General features: G+C 71.7%; 9 protein-coding genes, 1 tRNA gene and 2 pseudogenes. 5 read left to right on the forward strand and 7 right to left on the reverse strand.

Translation table 11 applies throughout. The features are described 5' to 3' along the window. Window positions 1-10: 10 nt before the first annotated feature. Window positions 11-946 (reverse strand): PAC2 family protein, encoded by a 936-nt coding sequence (locus BS72_RS02435; protein WP_037907319.1) that lies wholly within the window; start codon window positions 944-946, stop codon window positions 11-13. 303 nt (window positions 947-1,249) lie between these two features. On the opposite strand from BS72_RS02435, the gene BS72_RS02440 reads away from it, so the two are divergent. Further along, the gene (locus BS72_RS02440) at window positions 1,250-2,290 is read left to right on the forward strand and encodes a right-handed parallel beta-helix repeat-containing protein (RefSeq protein ID WP_078900956.1); all 1,041 of its coding nucleotides are present in this window, start codon (window positions 1,250-1,252) and stop codon (window positions 2,288-2,290) included. Window positions 2,291-2,543: 253 nt separating this feature from the next. Here the strand turns inward: BS72_RS02440 and rpsA are convergent, their stop codons facing one another. Next, the gene (gene rpsA, locus BS72_RS02445) at window positions 2,544-4,043 is read right to left on the reverse strand and encodes a 30S ribosomal protein S1 (protein WP_037906011.1); all 1,500 of its coding nucleotides are present in this window, start codon (window positions 4,041-4,043) and stop codon (window positions 2,544-2,546) included. 294 nt (window positions 4,044-4,337) lie between these two features. Between rpsA and BS72_RS02450 the strand changes: the two genes are divergently transcribed. Beyond that, window positions 4,338-5,198 (forward strand): class I SAM-dependent methyltransferase, encoded by an 861-nt coding sequence (locus tag BS72_RS02450; RefSeq protein ID WP_037906013.1) that lies wholly within the window; start codon window positions 4,338-4,340, stop codon window positions 5,196-5,198. 79 nt (window positions 5,199-5,277) lie between these two features. Here the strand turns inward: BS72_RS02450 and BS72_RS02455 are convergent, their stop codons facing one another. Together BS72_RS02455 and polA are read right to left on the reverse strand one after the other, a co-directional pair. Beyond that, on the reverse strand, window positions 5,278-6,597 hold the full coding sequence (locus tag BS72_RS02455) for a lytic transglycosylase domain-containing protein (protein ID WP_037906015.1): 1,320 nt from the start codon (window positions 6,595-6,597) through the stop codon (window positions 5,278-5,280). 523 nt (window positions 6,598-7,120) lie between these two features. Further along, window positions 7,121-9,786: pseudogene (gene polA / locus BS72_RS02460) on the reverse strand (DNA polymerase I). Window positions 9,787-10,086: 300 nt separating this feature from the next. Between polA and BS72_RS02465 the strand changes: the two are divergent. Further along, window positions 10,087-12,369 carry an FdhF/YdeP family oxidoreductase gene (locus tag BS72_RS02465; protein ID WP_037906017.1) on the forward strand — a complete coding sequence of 761 codons (2,283 nt, stop codon included), beginning with the start codon at window positions 10,087-10,089 and terminating at the stop codon, window positions 12,367-12,369. 105 nt (window positions 12,370-12,474) lie between these two features. Continuing rightward, window positions 12,475-12,951 carry a PaaI family thioesterase gene (locus BS72_RS02470; RefSeq protein WP_037906020.1) on the forward strand — a complete coding sequence of 159 codons (477 nt, stop codon included), beginning with the start codon at window positions 12,475-12,477 and terminating at the stop codon, window positions 12,949-12,951. Between the two features lie 32 nt (window positions 12,952-12,983). Here the strand turns inward: BS72_RS02470 and BS72_RS02475 are convergent, their stop codons facing one another. Together BS72_RS02475 and BS72_RS02480 are read right to left on the reverse strand one after the other, a co-directional pair. After that, window positions 12,984-13,730 (reverse strand): hypothetical protein, encoded by a 747-nt coding sequence (locus BS72_RS02475; protein WP_037906022.1) that lies wholly within the window; start codon window positions 13,728-13,730, stop codon window positions 12,984-12,986. 107 nt (window positions 13,731-13,837) lie between these two features. Then, a tRNA-Leu gene (locus BS72_RS02480) sits at window positions 13,838-13,912 on the reverse strand. 102 nt (window positions 13,913-14,014) lie between these two features. Here BS72_RS02480 and BS72_RS02485 point away from each other — a divergent pair. Further along, window positions 14,015-14,662 (forward strand): ANTAR domain-containing response regulator, encoded by a 648-nt coding sequence (locus BS72_RS02485; RefSeq protein ID WP_037906024.1) that lies wholly within the window; start codon window positions 14,015-14,017, stop codon window positions 14,660-14,662. A 177-nt stretch (window positions 14,663-14,839) separates the two neighbouring features. Here BS72_RS02485 and yicI read toward each other — a convergent pair. Beyond that, window positions 14,840-17,184: pseudogene (gene yicI, locus BS72_RS02490) on the reverse strand (alpha-xylosidase). Window positions 17,185-17,223 lie beyond the last annotated feature (39 nt).

Raw genomic sequence — 17,223 nt, forward strand, 5'->3', positions numbered from 1 at the left:
CCCGCGGGCGCTACCGCCCGTCGTCCTCACGGTCGGCGAGGAAGCGCTCGAACTCGGCGGCGAGGTCGTCCGCGGAGGGCAGGTCCACCGACTCGGCGATCAGGTTCTCGCGGTCGTGCGCGCCGGCCACCGCGTCGTACTGGCTCTCCAGGCCGCGCACCACGGTCACCAGCTCGCCGTCGCCCTCGGCGACCTGCCGGTCGATCTCGACCCGTACGGTGTGCGCCTCGCGGCGCAGCGCGTGGGCGATCTCGGGCAGTACCAGTCCGGTGGCGCCGGTGACGGCCTCCAGCACGGCGAGGGCGGCGTCGGGGTACGGGGAGCGGGCCAGGTAGTGCGGCACGTGCGCGGCGACGCCGAGCACGTCACGGCCGGCCTCGTCGAGCCGGTACTCGACGAGCGCGGCGGCGCTGCCGGGCACCTGCGCCTCCTCGAACCAGGCGCGGTGGCCGGGCACCAGGTCGACGCGATTGCCGTGCGGGGTCAGGCCGACCGGGCGGGTGTGCGGCACACCCATCGGGATGCCGTGGAAGTTGATCGCCAGGCGCACGCCGAGGCGTTCGACGATCTGGAGGACGGCGGCGGTGAACCGCTCCCACTCCACGTCCGGCTCGGGGCCGGCCAGCAGCAGGAAGGGTGTCCCGGTGGTGTCGCGCACCAGGTGCAGGTCGAGCGCGGGCGCCTCGTAGGACGTCCACTGGTCGCGCTCGAAGGTCATCAGGGGACGTCGGGCCCGGTAGTCGACCAGCCGGTCGGCGTCGAAGCGGGCGACGAGCCGGTGGTCGAGGCGGTCCAGCAGCTGGCCGGCGACCTGCTCGCCGGTCTCGCCGGCGTCCATGAATCCTTCGAGGTGGTAGAGCAGGACGGGACCGGTGTCACCGACCGCCTCGTCGACAGCCTCGGCTCCACCCGGTACGTACGCGTACAGCCCCTGGGGGTCCAACACGGTCATCGTCCTCCCTCACTTCTTGCCATCGTCAACGAACAGGCCCGGCCGGTCATTCCCGGCTCCGCCCGGACGCGCTCGCCCGGGGCAGCAGGCCGTCCCGGGCGGGCGCGTCCGGCGGGCGCCGGTCCGGCCGGGGCGGCTCCGGGTGCGGGTAGCGGGCTGCGCGGACGGCGGCTCCGGGGCCGTCGGGGCGACTGCGGAGGCACTCTTGACGGGCCGTCGGCTGGCTTCTACGGTCCCCGGAGACCGCCTGACGTTCATGTCGGCGTCCACCGTTCACGCTGTTGAAAGGTGTTCCGGATGCGACCCCACACGCTCCCGCTCCGCTTCCTCCGCCGCCCGCTGCCCGCACCGCCCGCGCTGTCCGGGGCGGTCGCGGCCCTGCTCGCGGCGGCCGTGCTGGCCCCGGCGGTCCCGGCCGCCGCCGTGTCCCCGGCCGCCGACTCGGTCACCGACTCGGTCACCGGCTCGGCCACCGTCGAGGTCACGACGGCCAAGGAGTTGAAGGCCGCGCTCGCCGCGGCGGTGCCGGGCCAGACCATCCATCTGGCCGACGGCACCTACACCGGCAACTTCAAGGAGTACGTCTCGGGCACACAGGCCCAGCCCATCACCCTCACCGGTTCGTCCGCCGCGGTGCTGTCCTCCTCCGGCGGGTACGGCTTCTACCTGGACGAGGCCAGTTGGTGGACGGTGCGCGGGATCACCGTGACCGGCGGGCAGAAGGGCATCGTCACCGACACCGCGAGCCACGTGGTGATCGACTCGGTGACCGTGCACGACCTCCAGATGGAGGGGGTGCACTTCCGCACCTCCAGCACGGACGACGTGATCGAGAACTCCCACATCTACAACACCGGGCTCCAGCGGCCCGGTTACGGCGAGGGCGTGTACGTCGGCACCGCGAACGAGCTGGACGACAACAGCGACCGGGTGCAGATCCTCGACAACACGATCGGACCGAACATCGGGGCGGAGAACATCGACCTGAAGGAGGGCACCACCGGCGGCACCGTCTCCGGCAACACCTTCGACGGCAGCGGCCTGAGCATGACCAACTACGACGACTCCTGGGTGGACGTCAAGGGCAACGGCTACACGGTCACGGGCAACCACGGCACCCGCACCATCAACGACGGCTACCAGACGCACACGCAGCAGCCGGGCTGGGGTTGCGGCACCGTCTTCCGGGGCAACGACTCGGACCTGACGGGCTCCACCGGGGCGAACCAGCTCGCCGTCGACGTCACCAACTACTCCGCCTCCTGCCCCACCACGGTGTACTCCTCCAACACCGTGACCGGCGGCAAGGGCCTGACGAACATCGCGGTCACCCCCTGAGCCGCCGCCCCCGCGCGGCGCGGTGACGTGCCGGGTCGGCGCGGTCACATGAGGTGATCCTACCGCCGCGGGGAACCGCCCGAGGCCCCCTCGGGAGCGGCGAGGCCCCCTCCGGACAACGGTCGGACGCCTTCCCACACCCTCGGGCACGGTCGGGCGCCGCTCCGGTCCGGAAACGCCCGAAGGGCCCGCACCCCCTGTGGCCAGGGGATGCGGGCCCTTCGTCGCGCGGTTCAGCGCCGGGCGGGAGCGATCAGCTCTGGCCGCCGGCGAGCTTCTCGCGGAGCGCGGCCAGCGCCTCGTCGGAGGCGAGGGCACCGCTGTTGTCGTCCGACTCCGAGGAGTAGGAGCCACCGGTGCTGGCGCCCTGGCCGGCCGGGGCGTTGCCCGCCTCGGCCGCGGCCTGCTCGTCGGCCTCGCGGGACTTGATGACCTGCGCCTGGTGCTGCTCGAAGCGCGCCTGGGCGGTGGCGTACTGCCCCTCCCACTCCTCGCGCTGCTTCTCGTAGCCGTCCAGCCAGTCGTTGGTCTCCGGGTCGAAGCCCTCGGGGTAGATGTAGTTCCCCTGGTCGTCGTACGACGCGGCCATGCCGTAGAGGGTCGGGTCGAACTCGACCGAGGCCGGGTCGGCGCCGAAGGACTCGTTGGCCTGCTTGAGCGACAGCGAGATGCGGCGACGCTCGAGGTCGATGTCGATGACCTTGACGAAGATCTCGTCGTTGACCTGGACGACCTGCTCCGGGATCTCCACGTGGCGCTCGGCCAGCTCGGAGATGTGCACCAGGCCCTCGATGCCCTCGTCGACGCGGACGAACGCGCCGAACGGGACGAGCTTGGTGACCTTGCCCGGGACGACCTGGCCGATCTGGTGGGTGCGGGCGAACTGCTGCCACGGGTCTTCCTGGGTCGCCTTCAGCGACAGGGAGACGCGCTCGCGGTCCATGTCGACGTCCAGGACCTCGACCGTGACCTCCTGGCCGACCTCGACGACCTCGGACGGGTGGTCGATGTGCTTCCAGGACAGCTCGGAGACGTGCACCAGACCGTCGACGCCGCCGAGGTCCACGAACGCACCGAAGTTGACGATCGAGGAGACGACGCCCGTGCGCACCTGGCCCTTCTGCAGGGTGGTGAGGAAGGTGTGGCGCACCTCGCTCTGGGTCTGCTCCAGCCAGGCACGGCGGGACAGGACCACGTTGTTGCGGTTCTTGTCCAGCTCGATGATCTTGGCCTCGAGCTCCTTGCCGACGTACGGCTGGAGGTCGCGGACCCGGCGCATCTCGACCAGCGACGCGGGCAGGAAGCCGCGCAGGCCGATGTCCAGGATGAGGCCGCCCTTGACGACCTCGATGACGGTACCGGTGACGATGCCGTCCTCGTCCTTGATCTTCTCGATGGTGCCCCAGGCACGCTCGTACTGGGCACGCTTCTTCGAGAGGATCAGGCGGCCCTCCTTGTCCTCCTTCTGGAGGACCAGGGCCTCGATCTCGTCACCGACGGCGACGACGTCGTTGGGGTCGACGTCGTGCTTGATCGACAGCTCGCGAGAGGGGATGACACCCTCGGTCTTGTAACCGATGTCGAGCAGGACCTCGTCCCGGTCGACCTTCACGATGACGCCGTCGACGATGTCGCCGTCGTTGAAGTACTTGATCGTCTCGTCGATCGCGGCGAGGAAGGCTTCCTCGTTGCCGATGTCGTTGACCGCCACCTGCGGGGTGGTGCTACGAGGGGCCTCGGTGCTGCTCGTCATTAGGGAAAGGACTCCGGTACGGACAGTAAGTCGTAGGTACTGCTACGCCATGAGCCCGTTTCGTTCCTGCCGCCACCGCGAGGGCCGGGAGCGGAGCTCACGACCAAGGGATCGCTGACAGTATCGAGCGTGGCCTGCTCCGTCCGAGGCGCGCAGGCTCGCAGCGCAACTTGTAGCATACGGGGGCAGCCGGACAGGGTCAATGCACGAAGGCGCACACCAAGCGCGTAGCCCACCGAACCGGTACAAGTCACCCCGCCGCAGGTCCTCTCAGAGAGTACGACGACTGCCCCCATGATCCAAGGACCCGAACCTGAAGCGACCCGGCGTACGGCCGGGGCCACGGAGAGCAGCCGGGCCAACCGGCACTGGTGGGACCGCAACGCCGACGACTACCAGCGCGAGCACGGCGGCTTCCTCGGCGACGCGCGCTTCGTGTGGGGGCCGGAGGGCCTGGACGAGGCGGCCGCCGGGCTGCTGGGCCCGGCCGAGGGGCTGCGCGGCCTCCGGGTCCTGGAGATCGGCGCCGGCGCCGCCCAGTGCTCGCGCTGGCTGGCAGCCCAGGGGGCCCGGCCGGTCGCGCTGGACATCTCCCACCGGCAGCTCCAGCACGCCCGGCGGATCGACGTGGAGGCGGCCGCCGAAGCCGCCGGGCCCGCCGGGGCTTCCGGGCTCACGGGACCGGAGGCGCCGGCGCTGGTGCAGGCCGACGCGGGGCACCTGCCGTTCGCGGACGGCTCCTACGACCTGGCCTGCTCCGCCTACGGGGCGCTGCCCTTCATAGCGGACACCGCCAGGGTGCACCGCGAGATCGCGCGGGTACTGCGGCCCGGCGGGCGCTGGGTCTTCTCCGTCACCCACCCGGTGCGCTGGGCCTTCCCCGACGAGCCGGGCCCGGAGGGGCTGACCGCCGCCGCCTCCTACTTCGACCGCACCCCCTACGTCGAGCAGGACGCGCGGGGCCTGGCGGTGTACGTGGAGCACCACCGCACCCTCGGTGACCGGGTACGGGAGATCACCGCGGCCGGGCTGCGGCTGGTCGACCTGGTGGAGCCGGAGTGGCCGGCCTGGAACACCCAGGAGTGGGGCGGCTGGTCCCCGCTGCGGGGCGGGCTGCTGCCGGGCACCGCGGTCTTCGTCTGCGTCCGCGACTAGGGAAGCGACACCGGAACGGCCGGGGCCGGCCCGCCCAGGAGGGTGGGCCGGAGCCGGCCGTTCCGGTGTCGGGCCGCGCTCAGCCCGCGGCGCCGGCGTCCGCCGTGGCCGCCTCCGACGCGGACGGGGAGTCCGAGGGGGTCGGGGACGTGGTGTCCGTGGCGCACGGGTCCGGGGTGGGCGAGGCGCTGCCGCTGTCCGTCGGGGACGGCGACGGCGAGGCCTGGCCGCTGTCGGTCGGCGTGGGCGTGGCCGGGTCGGTCGGGCAGCCGGGCGTGGTCGGCGGGTCCGTCGGCGTCGTCGGGTCGCTGCTGGGCTCGCCCGTGGTCGGGCTGCTGCTCGGCTGACCGCCCGTGGGGCTGTCGGAGGGGCTGCCGGTCGGCGTGCCCGTCGGGCTCGACGACGCCGAGGGGCTCGGCGAGGCGCTGCCGCCGGCCGTCTTCGTCGGCGACGGCTTCGGGCTCGCGGACGGGCTTGAGGACGGGCTCGGCGACGCGCTCGGCGAGGTGGTCGCCGGGGTCGAGGGGACCGGAGCCGGCGCCGGTATCGTCGGCCCGGCGCTGCCGGACTTGTCCGGCCCCTGCACCACGCCGCCGTTGACGAAGTGCTCGTACCAGGAGCGCACCAGGTCCAGGTACGCGTCGGAGTGGTTGTAGCCGAGGATCGCCTGGTCCATGTCGGCCGGCACCGCGAGGTCCCGCCCGTCCGCGCACAGGTAGTGGCCCGCGGCCAGGGCGGCGTCGTAGATGTTGTTCGGGTTGGCGACGCCGTCGTTGTTGCCGTCCGCGCCCCAGGTGCGCCAGGTGGACGGGATGAACTGCATCGGGCCGACCGCTCGGTCGTGCACCGCGTCGCCGTCGTACTGGCCGCCGTCGGTGTCGGTGATGTCGGCGAAGCCGTCCCCGTTCAGCACCGGGCCGAGGATGGGCTGGTAGGTGGTGCCGTTGGCGTCCACCGCGCCGCCGCGGGCCTGGCCCGACTCGACCTGGCCGATCGCCGCCAGCAGCTGCCAGGGCAGCTCGCAGCCCGGGTCGCTCTTCGCGATCAGCTCCTGGGCCCGCTCGTACGCGGCCAGCACCGTGGTCGGCAGGGTCGCGCCGCCGGCCGGCACCGTCACGGTGGTGTCCTGCCCGCCGGAGCTCGCCGCGACGGGGCCGGTGGGCGTGTTCAACGGCGGCAGCTGCGTCACGTACGGCGAACCGCCGTCGATCGGGGTGCCGTCGTCCTGCTGCGCGGAGGTGGCCGTCGCCGCCGGCGTGCGCCCGTCCTGCGGGGCGCCGCTGGCGACCCCGATCAGGCCCGGCGCCTGCGACGCGCCCAGTGCGGCCATCGCCGCGGCGGCCACCGCCGTACCGGCCGCTCCCCTGCGTAGCCGCCTCCCATACCGCCGAGTTGCCATGCCGGCGTCCCTCCCGCGAGCCCCAAGTACGCCCTTATGGGCGCGACAACCCGATTGACCCTACGGCAACTTCAGCCAACCGGGAACAGCCTGCCGCTGATCCACAGGGAAACAGCACCTGTACACCGTCCACCTGCGGCGACCTTCCCCACGGCACCCCGGCGGCGGTTCGCCGAATTCACCGCCTTCTCACACCGATCCGTACAACCTTCGGGCATTCCCGTGCGTCAGGAGACACCCCGGGAACGGGTACGCCACCGGACCCGTTCGCCACCGTCCATTCGCCGATTTCCGTAAAGCGGCTCGCGGTTCGCGGTTCACCGTTAGCCGATAGCCGCCGACCGCCTTGTCGTTTCCCGGCTGCCCGCTTGCCCGCTTGCCCGCTTGCCCGCTTGCCCGCTTGCCCGCTTGCCCGCTTCATCGCCGACCCCGCCCCCGCGCACAGCCCGGCGCACGCACGCCGGCCCGCCCTCCGCGGAAGGAAGGGCGGGCCGGCGCCGGGCTCGGGCGGGTCCGAGGACCGTCAGTGCGCCGCCGACTCCCAGTCGCGGCCGACACCCACCGACACGTCCAGCGGGGCCAGCAGCGGATAGGCGCCGGCCATCTCCCGCCGCACCAGCGCCTCCACCGCCTCCCGCTCTCCGGGAGCCACCTCCAGCACGATCTCGTCGTGCACCTGGAGCAGCATCCGCGTCTCCAGCCCCTCCTTCACCAGCGCCTCGTCCACCCGCAGCATCGCGATCTTGACGATGTCGGCCGCCGACCCCTGGATCGGCGCGTTCAACGCCATCCGCTCGGCCATCTCCCGCCGCTGCCGGTTGTCGCTCGTCAGGTCCGGCAGATACCGGCGGCGGCCCAGCAGCGTCTCCGTGTAGCCGGTGATCCGCGCCTCGTCCACCACCCGCCGCAGATACTCCCGCACTCCGCCGAACCGCTCGAAGTACGTCTCCATCAACGCCCGCGCCTCGGCCGCCTCGATCCCCAGCTGCTGCGACAGGCCGAACGCCGACAACCCGTAGGCCAGGCCGTACGACATCGCCTTGATCTTCCGGCGCATCTCCGCGTCCACCCCCTCCCGCGGCACCGAGAACACCTGCGCGCCCACCGTGGTGTGCAGGTCCTCACCGGAGGTGAACGCCGCGATGAGGCCCTCGTCCTCCGACAGGTGCGCCATCACGCGCAGCTCGATCTGGCTGTAGTCCGCCGTCAGCAGCGTCTCGTACCCCTCGCCGACGACGAAGCCGCGGCGGATCGCCCGCCCCTCGTCCGTGCGCACCGGCACGTTCTGCAGGTTCGGGTCCGTCGACGACAGCCGGCCCGTGGCCGCCACGGTCTGGCTGAACGTGGTGTGCACCCGCCCGTCCGGCGCCACCGACTTCACCAGGCCCTCCACGGTCACCCGCAGCTTCGCCTGCTCCCGGTGGCGCAGCATGATCACCGGCAGCGCGTGCTCGGTCTGCGCCGCCAGCCACGCCAGCGCGTCCGCGTCCGTGGTGTAGCCCGTCTTCGTCTTCTTCGTCTTCGGCAGGCCCAGCTCCCCGAACAGCACCTCCTGGAGCTGCTTGGGCGAGCCCAGGTTGAACTCGTGCCCCACCGAGGCGTGCGCCTCCCCCACCGCGTGCGCGACCGCCGCCGCGAACTGCGCCTCCAGCCCCTCAAGATGCGCCCGGTCCGCGGCGACACCCGCCCGCTCCATCCGGGCCAGCAGCGACGACACCGGCAGCTCCACGTCCCGCAGCAGCTCCGCCGCCCCCACCTCCGGCAGCCGCTCCCGGAACACCGCGCCCAGGTCCAGCACCGTGCGCGCCTGCCCCATCAGCGACTCCGCCGCGGCCGCCTCGCCGTCCTCCTCCTCGCCGAACGCCAGCTGCCCGCTGGCGGTGTCGCCCGCCGACAGCTCCCGGCCCAGGTACTCCACCGACAGCACGTCCAGCGCGAACGACCGCCGGCCCGGCTTGATCAGGTACGCCGCCAGCGCCGTGTCCATCGCCACACCCGCGACCCGCCAGCCCTGCTCGGCGAAGACCCGCTCCACGTTCTTCGCGTTGTGCAGCACCTTCACCGCGGCCTCGTCGGCCAGCCACGCCGCGAAGGCCCCGTCCTCCGCCTCGTCCAGCCGCGACGGGTCGAACCACGCCGCGTCCTCCCCAGCCGCCAGCGCCACCTGCGTCACCGAGCCCGAGCCCAGCGACCACGTGTCCACCGTCGCCAACGCCACCTCGACGCCCGACCGGGCCGCCAGCCACCCCGGCAGCTCCCCGCCGCCAGCACCACGCCATCCACCGCCACGCCCTCGGCGACCTGCGGCTCCTCCTCCCGGCCCGCCGGGTCGGCGGCGAACAGCCGCTCCCGGAAGTTCGGGTTGCGGAACTCCAGCGAATCCAGCAGCGTGCCGAGCGCCTCCCGGTCGTACGGCTCACGCCCCAGGTCCACCGCACCCGCCGGCAGCGGGACCTCCCGCACCATCTCCGTCAGCCGCCGGTTCAGCTTCACCGCGTCCAGATGGGCCCGCAGGTTCTCCCCCGCCTTGCCCTTGACCTCGGCCACCCGCTCGCACAGCTCGGCGAACGACCCGAACTGGATGATCCACTTCGCCGCGGTCTTCTCCCCCACCCCCGGAATCCCCGGCAGGTTGTCCGACGGGTCGCCGCGCAGCGCCGCGAAGTCCGGATACTGCCGCGGTGTCAGCCCGTACCGCTCCTCCACCTTCTCCGGGGTGTACCGGGTCAGCTCCGACACGCCCTTCGTCGGATACAGCACCGTCACGTTCGGCGACACCAGCTGGAAGGCGTCCCGGTCACCGGTGACGATCAGCACCTCGTACCCCAGCGCCTCCGCCTGCGTGGCCAGCGTGGCGATCACGTCGTCCGCCTCGAAGCCGTCCACCGCGAACCGCGGCACCCGCATCGTGTCCAGCAGCTCGCCGATCAGCGGCACCTGCGAACGGAACTCGTCCGGCGTCTTCGACCGCGTCGCCTTGTACTCCGGGAACTCGTCGAACCGCCACGTCTTGCGCGACACGTCGAACGCCACCGCCAGATGCGTGGGCGCCTCGTCACGCAACGTGTTCGACAGCATGGACGTGAAACCGTACACCGCGTTCGTCGGCTGCCCGGTGACCGTACTGAAATTCTCCACGGGCAGCGCGTAGAACGCCCGGTACGCCAGCGAGTGCCCGTCGAGCAGCATCAGCCGGGGGCGGTCGGAGTCCGTCTTCGTCACTTTCTCAGCCACCCCCCGATCCTCCCACGCGGGACGGACAGCCCCGTCGACCGCCGCCAACCGGCCGACACCCCGCCGCCACGCCGCACCCGGACCGGCCACCCGCGCCGGCCACGATCACCCGCGCCGGCCACGGCCACGCACACACCCAGGCCACTGCGCCCAGGCCACTGCACCCAGGCCCGCGCCCGCACCGGCGCCCGCACCGGGGCCCGAGGTACCGCGACCAGGGGCACCACCCGAACCAGCGGCAATACAGTGGAACCCATGGCGAAGAAGCCCCCCGCGGAAGACCCGGTCCAGGACACGCCGAACGTCAGCGCGCCGCAGCACGCCGCCGCGGGACTACCCGCCGTCGGCCACAGCCTGAAGATCGCCAACGAACAGATGGGCGCGCGCCGCACCGCCGCCACCCTCCTGCGCGTCAACCAGAAAAAGGGCTTCGACTGCCCCGGCTGCGCCTGGCCCGAAGGCGACCACCGGCACACCTTCGAGTTCTGCGAGAACGGCGCCAAAGCCGTCGCCGAAGAAGCCACCCTGCGCCGCGTCACCCCCGACTTCTTCGCCGCCCACCCCGTCAGCGCCCTCGCCGAACGCAGCGGCTACTGGCTCGGCCAGCAGGGCCGCATCACCCAGCCCGTCCACCTCGCCGAAGGCTCCGACACCTACGAACCCGTCACCTGGGACCGCGCCTTCCAGATCATCGCCGACGAACTCACCGCCCTCGACAGCCCCGACCAGGCCGTCTTCTACACCTCAGGGCGCACCAGCAACGAAGCCGCCTTCCTCCTCCAGCTCTTCGCCCGCGCCTACGGCACCAACAACCTGCCCGACTGCTCCAACATGTGCCACGAGTCCTCCGGCACCGCACTCACCGAGACCATCGGCATCGGCAAGGGCAGCGTCCTCCTCGACGACCTCCACCGCGCCGACCTGATCATCGTCGCCGGCCAGAACCCCGGCACCAACCACCCCCGCATGCTCTCCGCCCTGGAGAGGGCCAAGAAGGCCGGCGCCCGCATCGCCACCATCAACCCGCTGCCCGAAGCCGGCACCGAACGGTTCAGGAACCCCCAGACCACCACCGGCCTCGCCGGCCCCGGCACCCCCCTGTCCGACCTCCACCTGCCCGTCCGGCTCGGCGGCGACCAGGCCCTCTTCCGCGCCCTCGGCCGCCTCATGCTCGAAAACGGCACCGTCGACCGCGACTTCATCACCCGCCACACCCACGGCTTCGACAGCTACGAGACCGCCGCCCGCGCCGCCGACTGGACCGAGACCGAGCACGCCACCGGCCTCACCCGCGCCGAGATCGAACGCCTCCACGACCTCGTCCGCGACGCCGGAAGCATCGTCATCTGCTGGGCCATGGGCCTCACCCAGCACAAACACGCCGTCCCCACCATCCGCGAAGTCGTCAACGTCCTGCTCCTCGGCGGCAACATCGGCCGCCCCGGCGCCGGCGTCTGCCCCGTCCGCGGCCACTCCAACGTCCAGGGCGACCGCACCATGGGCATCTTCGAACGCCCCGCCCCCGCCTTCCTCGACGCCCTCCAGGGCGAGTTCGGCTTCGACCCGCCCCGCCACCACGGCTACGACGTCGTCCGCGCCATCCGCGCCCTACGCGACGGCGACGCCAAGGTCTTCCTCGCCATGGGCGGCAACTTCGTCGCCGCCTCCCCCGACACCGCCGTCACCGAAGCCGCCATGCGCCGCGCCCGGCTCACCGTCCACATCTCCACCAAGCTCAACCGCTCCCACACCGTCACCGGAGCCCGCGCCCTCATCCTCCCCACCCTCGGCCGCACCGACCGCGACCACCAGGCCGCCGGACGGCAGTTCGTCACCGTCGAGGACTCCATGGGCATGGTCCACTCCTCCCGCGGCAACCTCCCCCCGGCCTCCCCCCACCTGCTCTCCGAACCCGCCATCGTCTGCCGCCTCGCCCAAGCCACCCTCGGCGACCGCCACGGCATCCCCTGGACCGGCTTCGAAGCCGACTACGACCTCATCCGCGACCGCATCGCCCGCGTCGTCCCCGGCTTCGACGACTTCAACACCCGCGTCCGCGCCCCCGGCGGCTTCACCCTCCCGCACGCCCCCCGCGACAGCCGCACCTTCCCCACCGCCACCGGCAAGGCCAACTTCACCGCCGCGCCCGTCGAATACCCCCACGTCCCCGACGGCCGGCTGCTCCTCCAGACCCTCCGCTCCCACGACCAGTACAACACCACCGTCTACGGCCTCGACGACCGCTACCGCGGCATCAGGAACGGCCGCCGCGTCATCCTCCTGCACCCCGACGACGCCACCGCCGCGGGCCTCGCCGACGGCGACCGCACCGACATCGTCAGCGAATGGACCGACGGCACCGAACGCCGCGCCGAAGGCTTCCGCGTCGTCCACTACGCCACCCCCCGCGGCTGCGCAGCCGCCTACTATCCCGAGACGAACGTGCTGGTCCCCCTCGACCACACCGCCGACACCAGCAACACCCCCGCGTCCAAGTCCGTCCTGATCCGCCTCGAACCCGCCTCGCGGCCCCACTGACACACCACCTCATCCCCGTCCCCTCCCCCTCCCCGTCCCAGCCCCAGCCCCAGCCCCAGCCCCAGCCCCAGCCCCAGCCCCAGCCCGAGAACGGAGCCGACCCGCATGGGCGAGCAGACCAGCACCACCTTCTCCCCGGAGACCCTGGAGCAGTACGCCGGCCTCGGCATCGACCTGCCCGCCCTCTTCTCCGCCGGCCACCTCGGCGAACGCATGGGCATCCAGATCCTGGAGGCGACCCCCGAGAAGGTGGTCGGCACCATGCCCGTCGAAGGCAACACCCAGCCCTACGGCCTCCTCCACGGCGGCGCCTCCGCCGTCCTCGCCGAAACCCTCGCCTCCATCGGCGCCATGCTCCACGGCGGCCCCAACAAGATCGCCGTCGGCGTCGACCTCAACGCCACCCACCACCGCGGCCTGCGCTCCGGCACCGTCACCGGCACCGCCGTCCCCGTCCACCGCGGCCGCTCCTCCGCCACCTACGAGGTCGCCATCACCGACGACGCCACCGGCAAGCGCGTCTGCACCGCCCGCCTGACCTGCGTGCTCCGCCCCTCCACCCCCACCCCGCCCACCCCCTGACCCCGCGCCCTCCCGGGACCAGCGGCCAGGGCTCAGAACTTCGCGCCCACGTGCGCGTCCATCAGCGCCACCGACTCCCGCCGGGCCACGGAGATGTTGTACGCCCTGGCGTGGCGGGCGCGCGTCCACGGAATACCGAGGGCGTCCAGGGTGGCGGTGTAGAGGCCGAGAATGTCGGTGGAGGTGTTGGTGAAGAAGTACCGCGGATACTCGTAGCGTTTGCGCACCCCGCCGACCGTCTTCTCCGTCCAGTTGGTGATCCGGCAGCCGTCGGAGTGCACCAGGCCCCGGACGAACTCCCACGGGTACGCGTCGACGATGTCCTGCTGCCAGGGTTCGAGGGCGATCTTCCGCTCGTGCTTCTTGCCGGGGCCGTGCTGGGGGAAGACCTCGGGCCACCGCTTGCTCGACGCGGTCACCTGGACGCACCCGCGCTGCGGGTTGCGGTACACGGAGCCGTGCGGCCGGACCTGCCGTATCGCCTTCTCGCACGCGTCGGCCAGCCCCGGCCAGGCGTTGCCGCAGGTGATCCGCAGCACGTGGACACCGCGCCGGGCGGCGCTGAGGCAGCCGTCGCCCAGGTACAGGCCGAGCAGGTAGGGGTAGGCGGGACCGTCCGTGCACAGGGGTTCGGTGGCGCGGCGGTTGGGAAGGACGCCGCCGTCACGCCAGTCGCGCAGCGCGGACCGGGAGATACGGGTCTCGCGGCTCACGCTGTTCAGGCTGCGCCCGGTGGTGAGCAGTCGGAGGGCGTGGCGGCGGGTTTCGATGTCGTACATGTGGACGACTCTCGGCGCCGCGACCGACCGATTCGGCGAATCGGACGCGCTTCACCCGATCCAGTGATCAGTCAAAAGCAACATGGGCTTTTGATTTGAAGGCTGAGTGCCCCGGGTCGGATTCGAACCGACACTGTATGGGTTTTGAATCCATTGCCTACTGCCAGTTGGGCTACCGGGGCCTTCGATTCAGAGGATAGCGTACCTCTGCCGTACTCAAACTCTACCGGAGCTGGGTAGGCTCGTGGGGGCAGTATCCCGCCGCAGACGAGGAGCATCGCACCGTGAGCGCCCCCGAAGAGTCACCGCGTCCCCAGGATGAGCAGCCGTCGCAGGAGGCCGAGCAGCCGTCTCCGACGACGACGCGGGTCGTCATCGCGGAGGACGAGGCGCTGATCCGGCTGGACCTGAAGGAGATGCTGGAGGAGGAGGGGTACGCCGTCGTCGGTGAGGCCGGGGACGGGGAGACGGCGGTGAAGCTCGCTGAGGAGCTGACGCCGGATCTGGTGATCCTGGACGTGAAGATGCCGGTGCTGGACGGGATCAGCGCGGCGGAGCGGATCGTCGGGGGGAAGTTGGCGCCGGTCCTGATGCTGACGGCGTTCTCCCAGCGTGAGCTGGTGGAGCGGGCGCGGGACGCGGGTGCGATGGCGTATCTGGTGAAGCCGTTCTCGAAGTCGGATCTGGTGCCGGCGATCGAGATGGCGGTGAGCCGTTTCCAGGAGCTGCGGGCGTTGGAGGCGGAGGTCGCGGATCTGACGCAGCGGCTGGAGACGCGCAAGCTGGTGGATCGGGCGAAGAGCGTGCTGCAGACGAAGTACGGGTTGTCGGAGCCGGCGGCGTTCCGGTGGATTCAGAAGACGTCGATGGATCGGCGGATGTCGATGCAGGCGGTGGCGCAGGCCGTGATCGAGGAGGTCGCGGAGGGCTGAGCCGCGGGGCCGCGGGGCTTCGGGGGCCGCTGTGCGGCTGGGTTTCCGGGGCTGCTCCGGTCCGGGTCTTCCGTTGTGGGGCGCCGCCCGTCCGCTGGGTGCGGGCGGGCGGCGTCGTGCTGTGGGGGCTGTGCGGGCCGTGCGGGGCCGTGGGGTGCCGCGAGGGTCCTGCGGGTGTCAGGCCCAGCGGGTGGTGATGGTGGTGGTGCCGGGGTCGGGGGTGAGGAGGATGCCGGCGGGCTGGTGGGGGGTGGCGGGTGCGGGGTGGGCGGTGGCGCCGTCGGGGGTGTCGGTCGCGGTGGCGCCGACGAGGAGGACGTGCCAGGTCGCGGGGGCGGGTTCCTGGGCTTCGACAGTGATGGTGTCGCCGGTGCGGCGGGTGCGGAAGACGGCGGCGGTGGTGCCGTCGGGGCGGGGACGGCGGTGGTGGTGTCGGTGCCGTCGGCGGGGGTGTGGACGCGGAGGGTGACGCCGTCGGCCCAGTCGTGGGCGGGGTGGTCGTCGTGGGCTCCGAAGGGGATGACGGCGCCGGGGCGGGCGAGGAGGGGGAGGCTGGTGGTGGGGTGGTTCTCGTGGCGCCAGCCGGGGCCGGTGAGGCGTTCGCCGGTGAGGAGGTGGGTCCATTCGCCGGCGGGGAGGTAGTAGTCGACGTCGCCGTCCTCGCTGAGGACGGGGGCGACGAGGAGGTCGTCGCCGAGCATGTACTGGCGGTCGAGCTGGTGGCAGGCGGGGTCGTCGGGGAATTCCAGGAGCATGGCGCGCAGGACGGGTGTGCCGTGGGTGTGGGCCTGGAGGGCGGCGTGGTAGAGGTACGGCATGAGGCGGTGCTTGAGGCGGGTGTAGTCGCGGGTGACGGCGACGGCGGTGTCGTCGTACTGCCAGGGGACGCGGTAGGAGTGGCTGCCGTGGAGCCGGCTGTGGGAGGAGAGCAGGCCGAACTGGGCCCAGCGGGCGAAGAGGGCGGGGGTGGGGGTGCCTTCGAAGCCGCCGATGTCGTGGCTCCAGAAGCCGAAGCCGGTCAGGCCGAGGGAGAGGCCGCCGCGGAGGGATTCGGCCATGGCGCTGAAGGTGGATTCGCAGTCGCCGCCCCAGTGGACGGGGAGGCGCTGGCCGCCGGTTGTGGCGGAGCGGGCGAAGACGACGGCGTCGCCTGGGGGGCGTTCGGTGGTGAGGACGTCGAAGACGGTCTGGTTGTAGAGGTGGGTGTAGTAGTTGTGCATGCGGGCGGGGTCTGAGCCGTCGTGCCAGGTGACGTCGGTGGGGATGCGTTCGCCGAAGTCGGTTTTGAAGCAGTCGACGCCTTGGCCGAGGAGGGTGCGGAGTTTGTCGGCGTACCAGGTGCGGGCGTCGGGGTTGGTGAAGTCGACGAGGGCCATGCCGGCCTGCCACTCGTCCCATTGCCAGATGGAGCCGTCGGTGCGTTTGACGAGGTAGCCGTGGCGGGCGCCTTCGGCGAAGAGGGGGGATTTCTGGGCGATGTAGGGGTTGATCCAGACGCAGATGCGCAGGCCCTGTTCTTTGAGGCGGGTGAGCATGCCCTGGGGGTCGGGGAAGACGTCGGGGTCCCACTGGAAGTCGGTCCACTGGTAGGCGCGCATCCAGAAGCAGTCGAAGTGGAAGACGCTGAGTGGGATGTCGCGTTCGGCCATGCCCTGGACGAAGCGGGTGACGGTGGCTTCGTCGTAGTCGGTGGTGAAGGAGGTGGACAGCCACAGGCCGAAGGACCAGGCGGGGGGCAGGGCGGGGCGGCCGGTGAGGGCGGTGTAGCGGTTGAGGACGTCCTTGGGGGTGGGGCCGTTGATGACGAAGAACTGGAGGGTCTGGTCCTCGACGCTGAGTTGGAGGCGGCTGACGGCTTCGGAGCCGATTTCGTAGGCGACGTGTCCGGGGTGGTCGACGAGGACGCCGTAGCCGCGGTTGGTGAGGTGGAAGGGGATGTTCTTGTAGGCCTGTTCGCTGCTGGTGCCGCCGTCGGCCTGCCAGATGTCGACGGTCTGGCCGTTGCGGGTGAGGGGGGTGAAGCGTTCGCCGAGGCCGTAGACGAGTTCGCCGATGCCGAGGGCGTGTTTGGCGATCATGTGGTGGCGGCCGTCGGCGTCGGTGGCGAAGCCGAGGGAGCCCGCTCCGATGGTGGTGAGGGTGCGTTGGGCGTTGCGGAATTCGAGGTTCCAGGGTTGGGCGGTGTCGGTGCGGAGGGTGAGGCCGCCTGAGGTGAGTTCGAGGACGGTGCCGTCGCGGGTGGTTCTGGCCGGGTTGTCGGGGCTGGTGGTGAGGGTGAAGTGGGGGCCGGGGTCGAGGTGGCCTGCGTGGTGGGTGACGCGGATGCCGATGACGTCCTCGGCGGGTGACCAGCATTCGACGGTGAGCAGGGGGCTGTTGAGGGTGTCGCCGCGGTGGCGGACGGTGCGGACGGGGGCGTGGAGGGTGATGCGGTGGTCTTCGGTGGTGTGGTCGGCGGTGGAGGTGGCGTAGTGGGCGGTGACGCCGTCCCGCATCTTCCAGTAGCCGTCGGTGAACTTCATGGGGTCCTTCCGTGGTGGTCGGGGCGGGCGGGTCGGGTG

Origin of the sequence: Actinacidiphila yeochonensis CN732 (genome assembly GCF_000745345.1) — a bacterium.
GTDB classification, from domain to species: domain Bacteria; phylum Actinomycetota; class Actinomycetes; order Streptomycetales; family Streptomycetaceae; genus Actinacidiphila; species Actinacidiphila yeochonensis.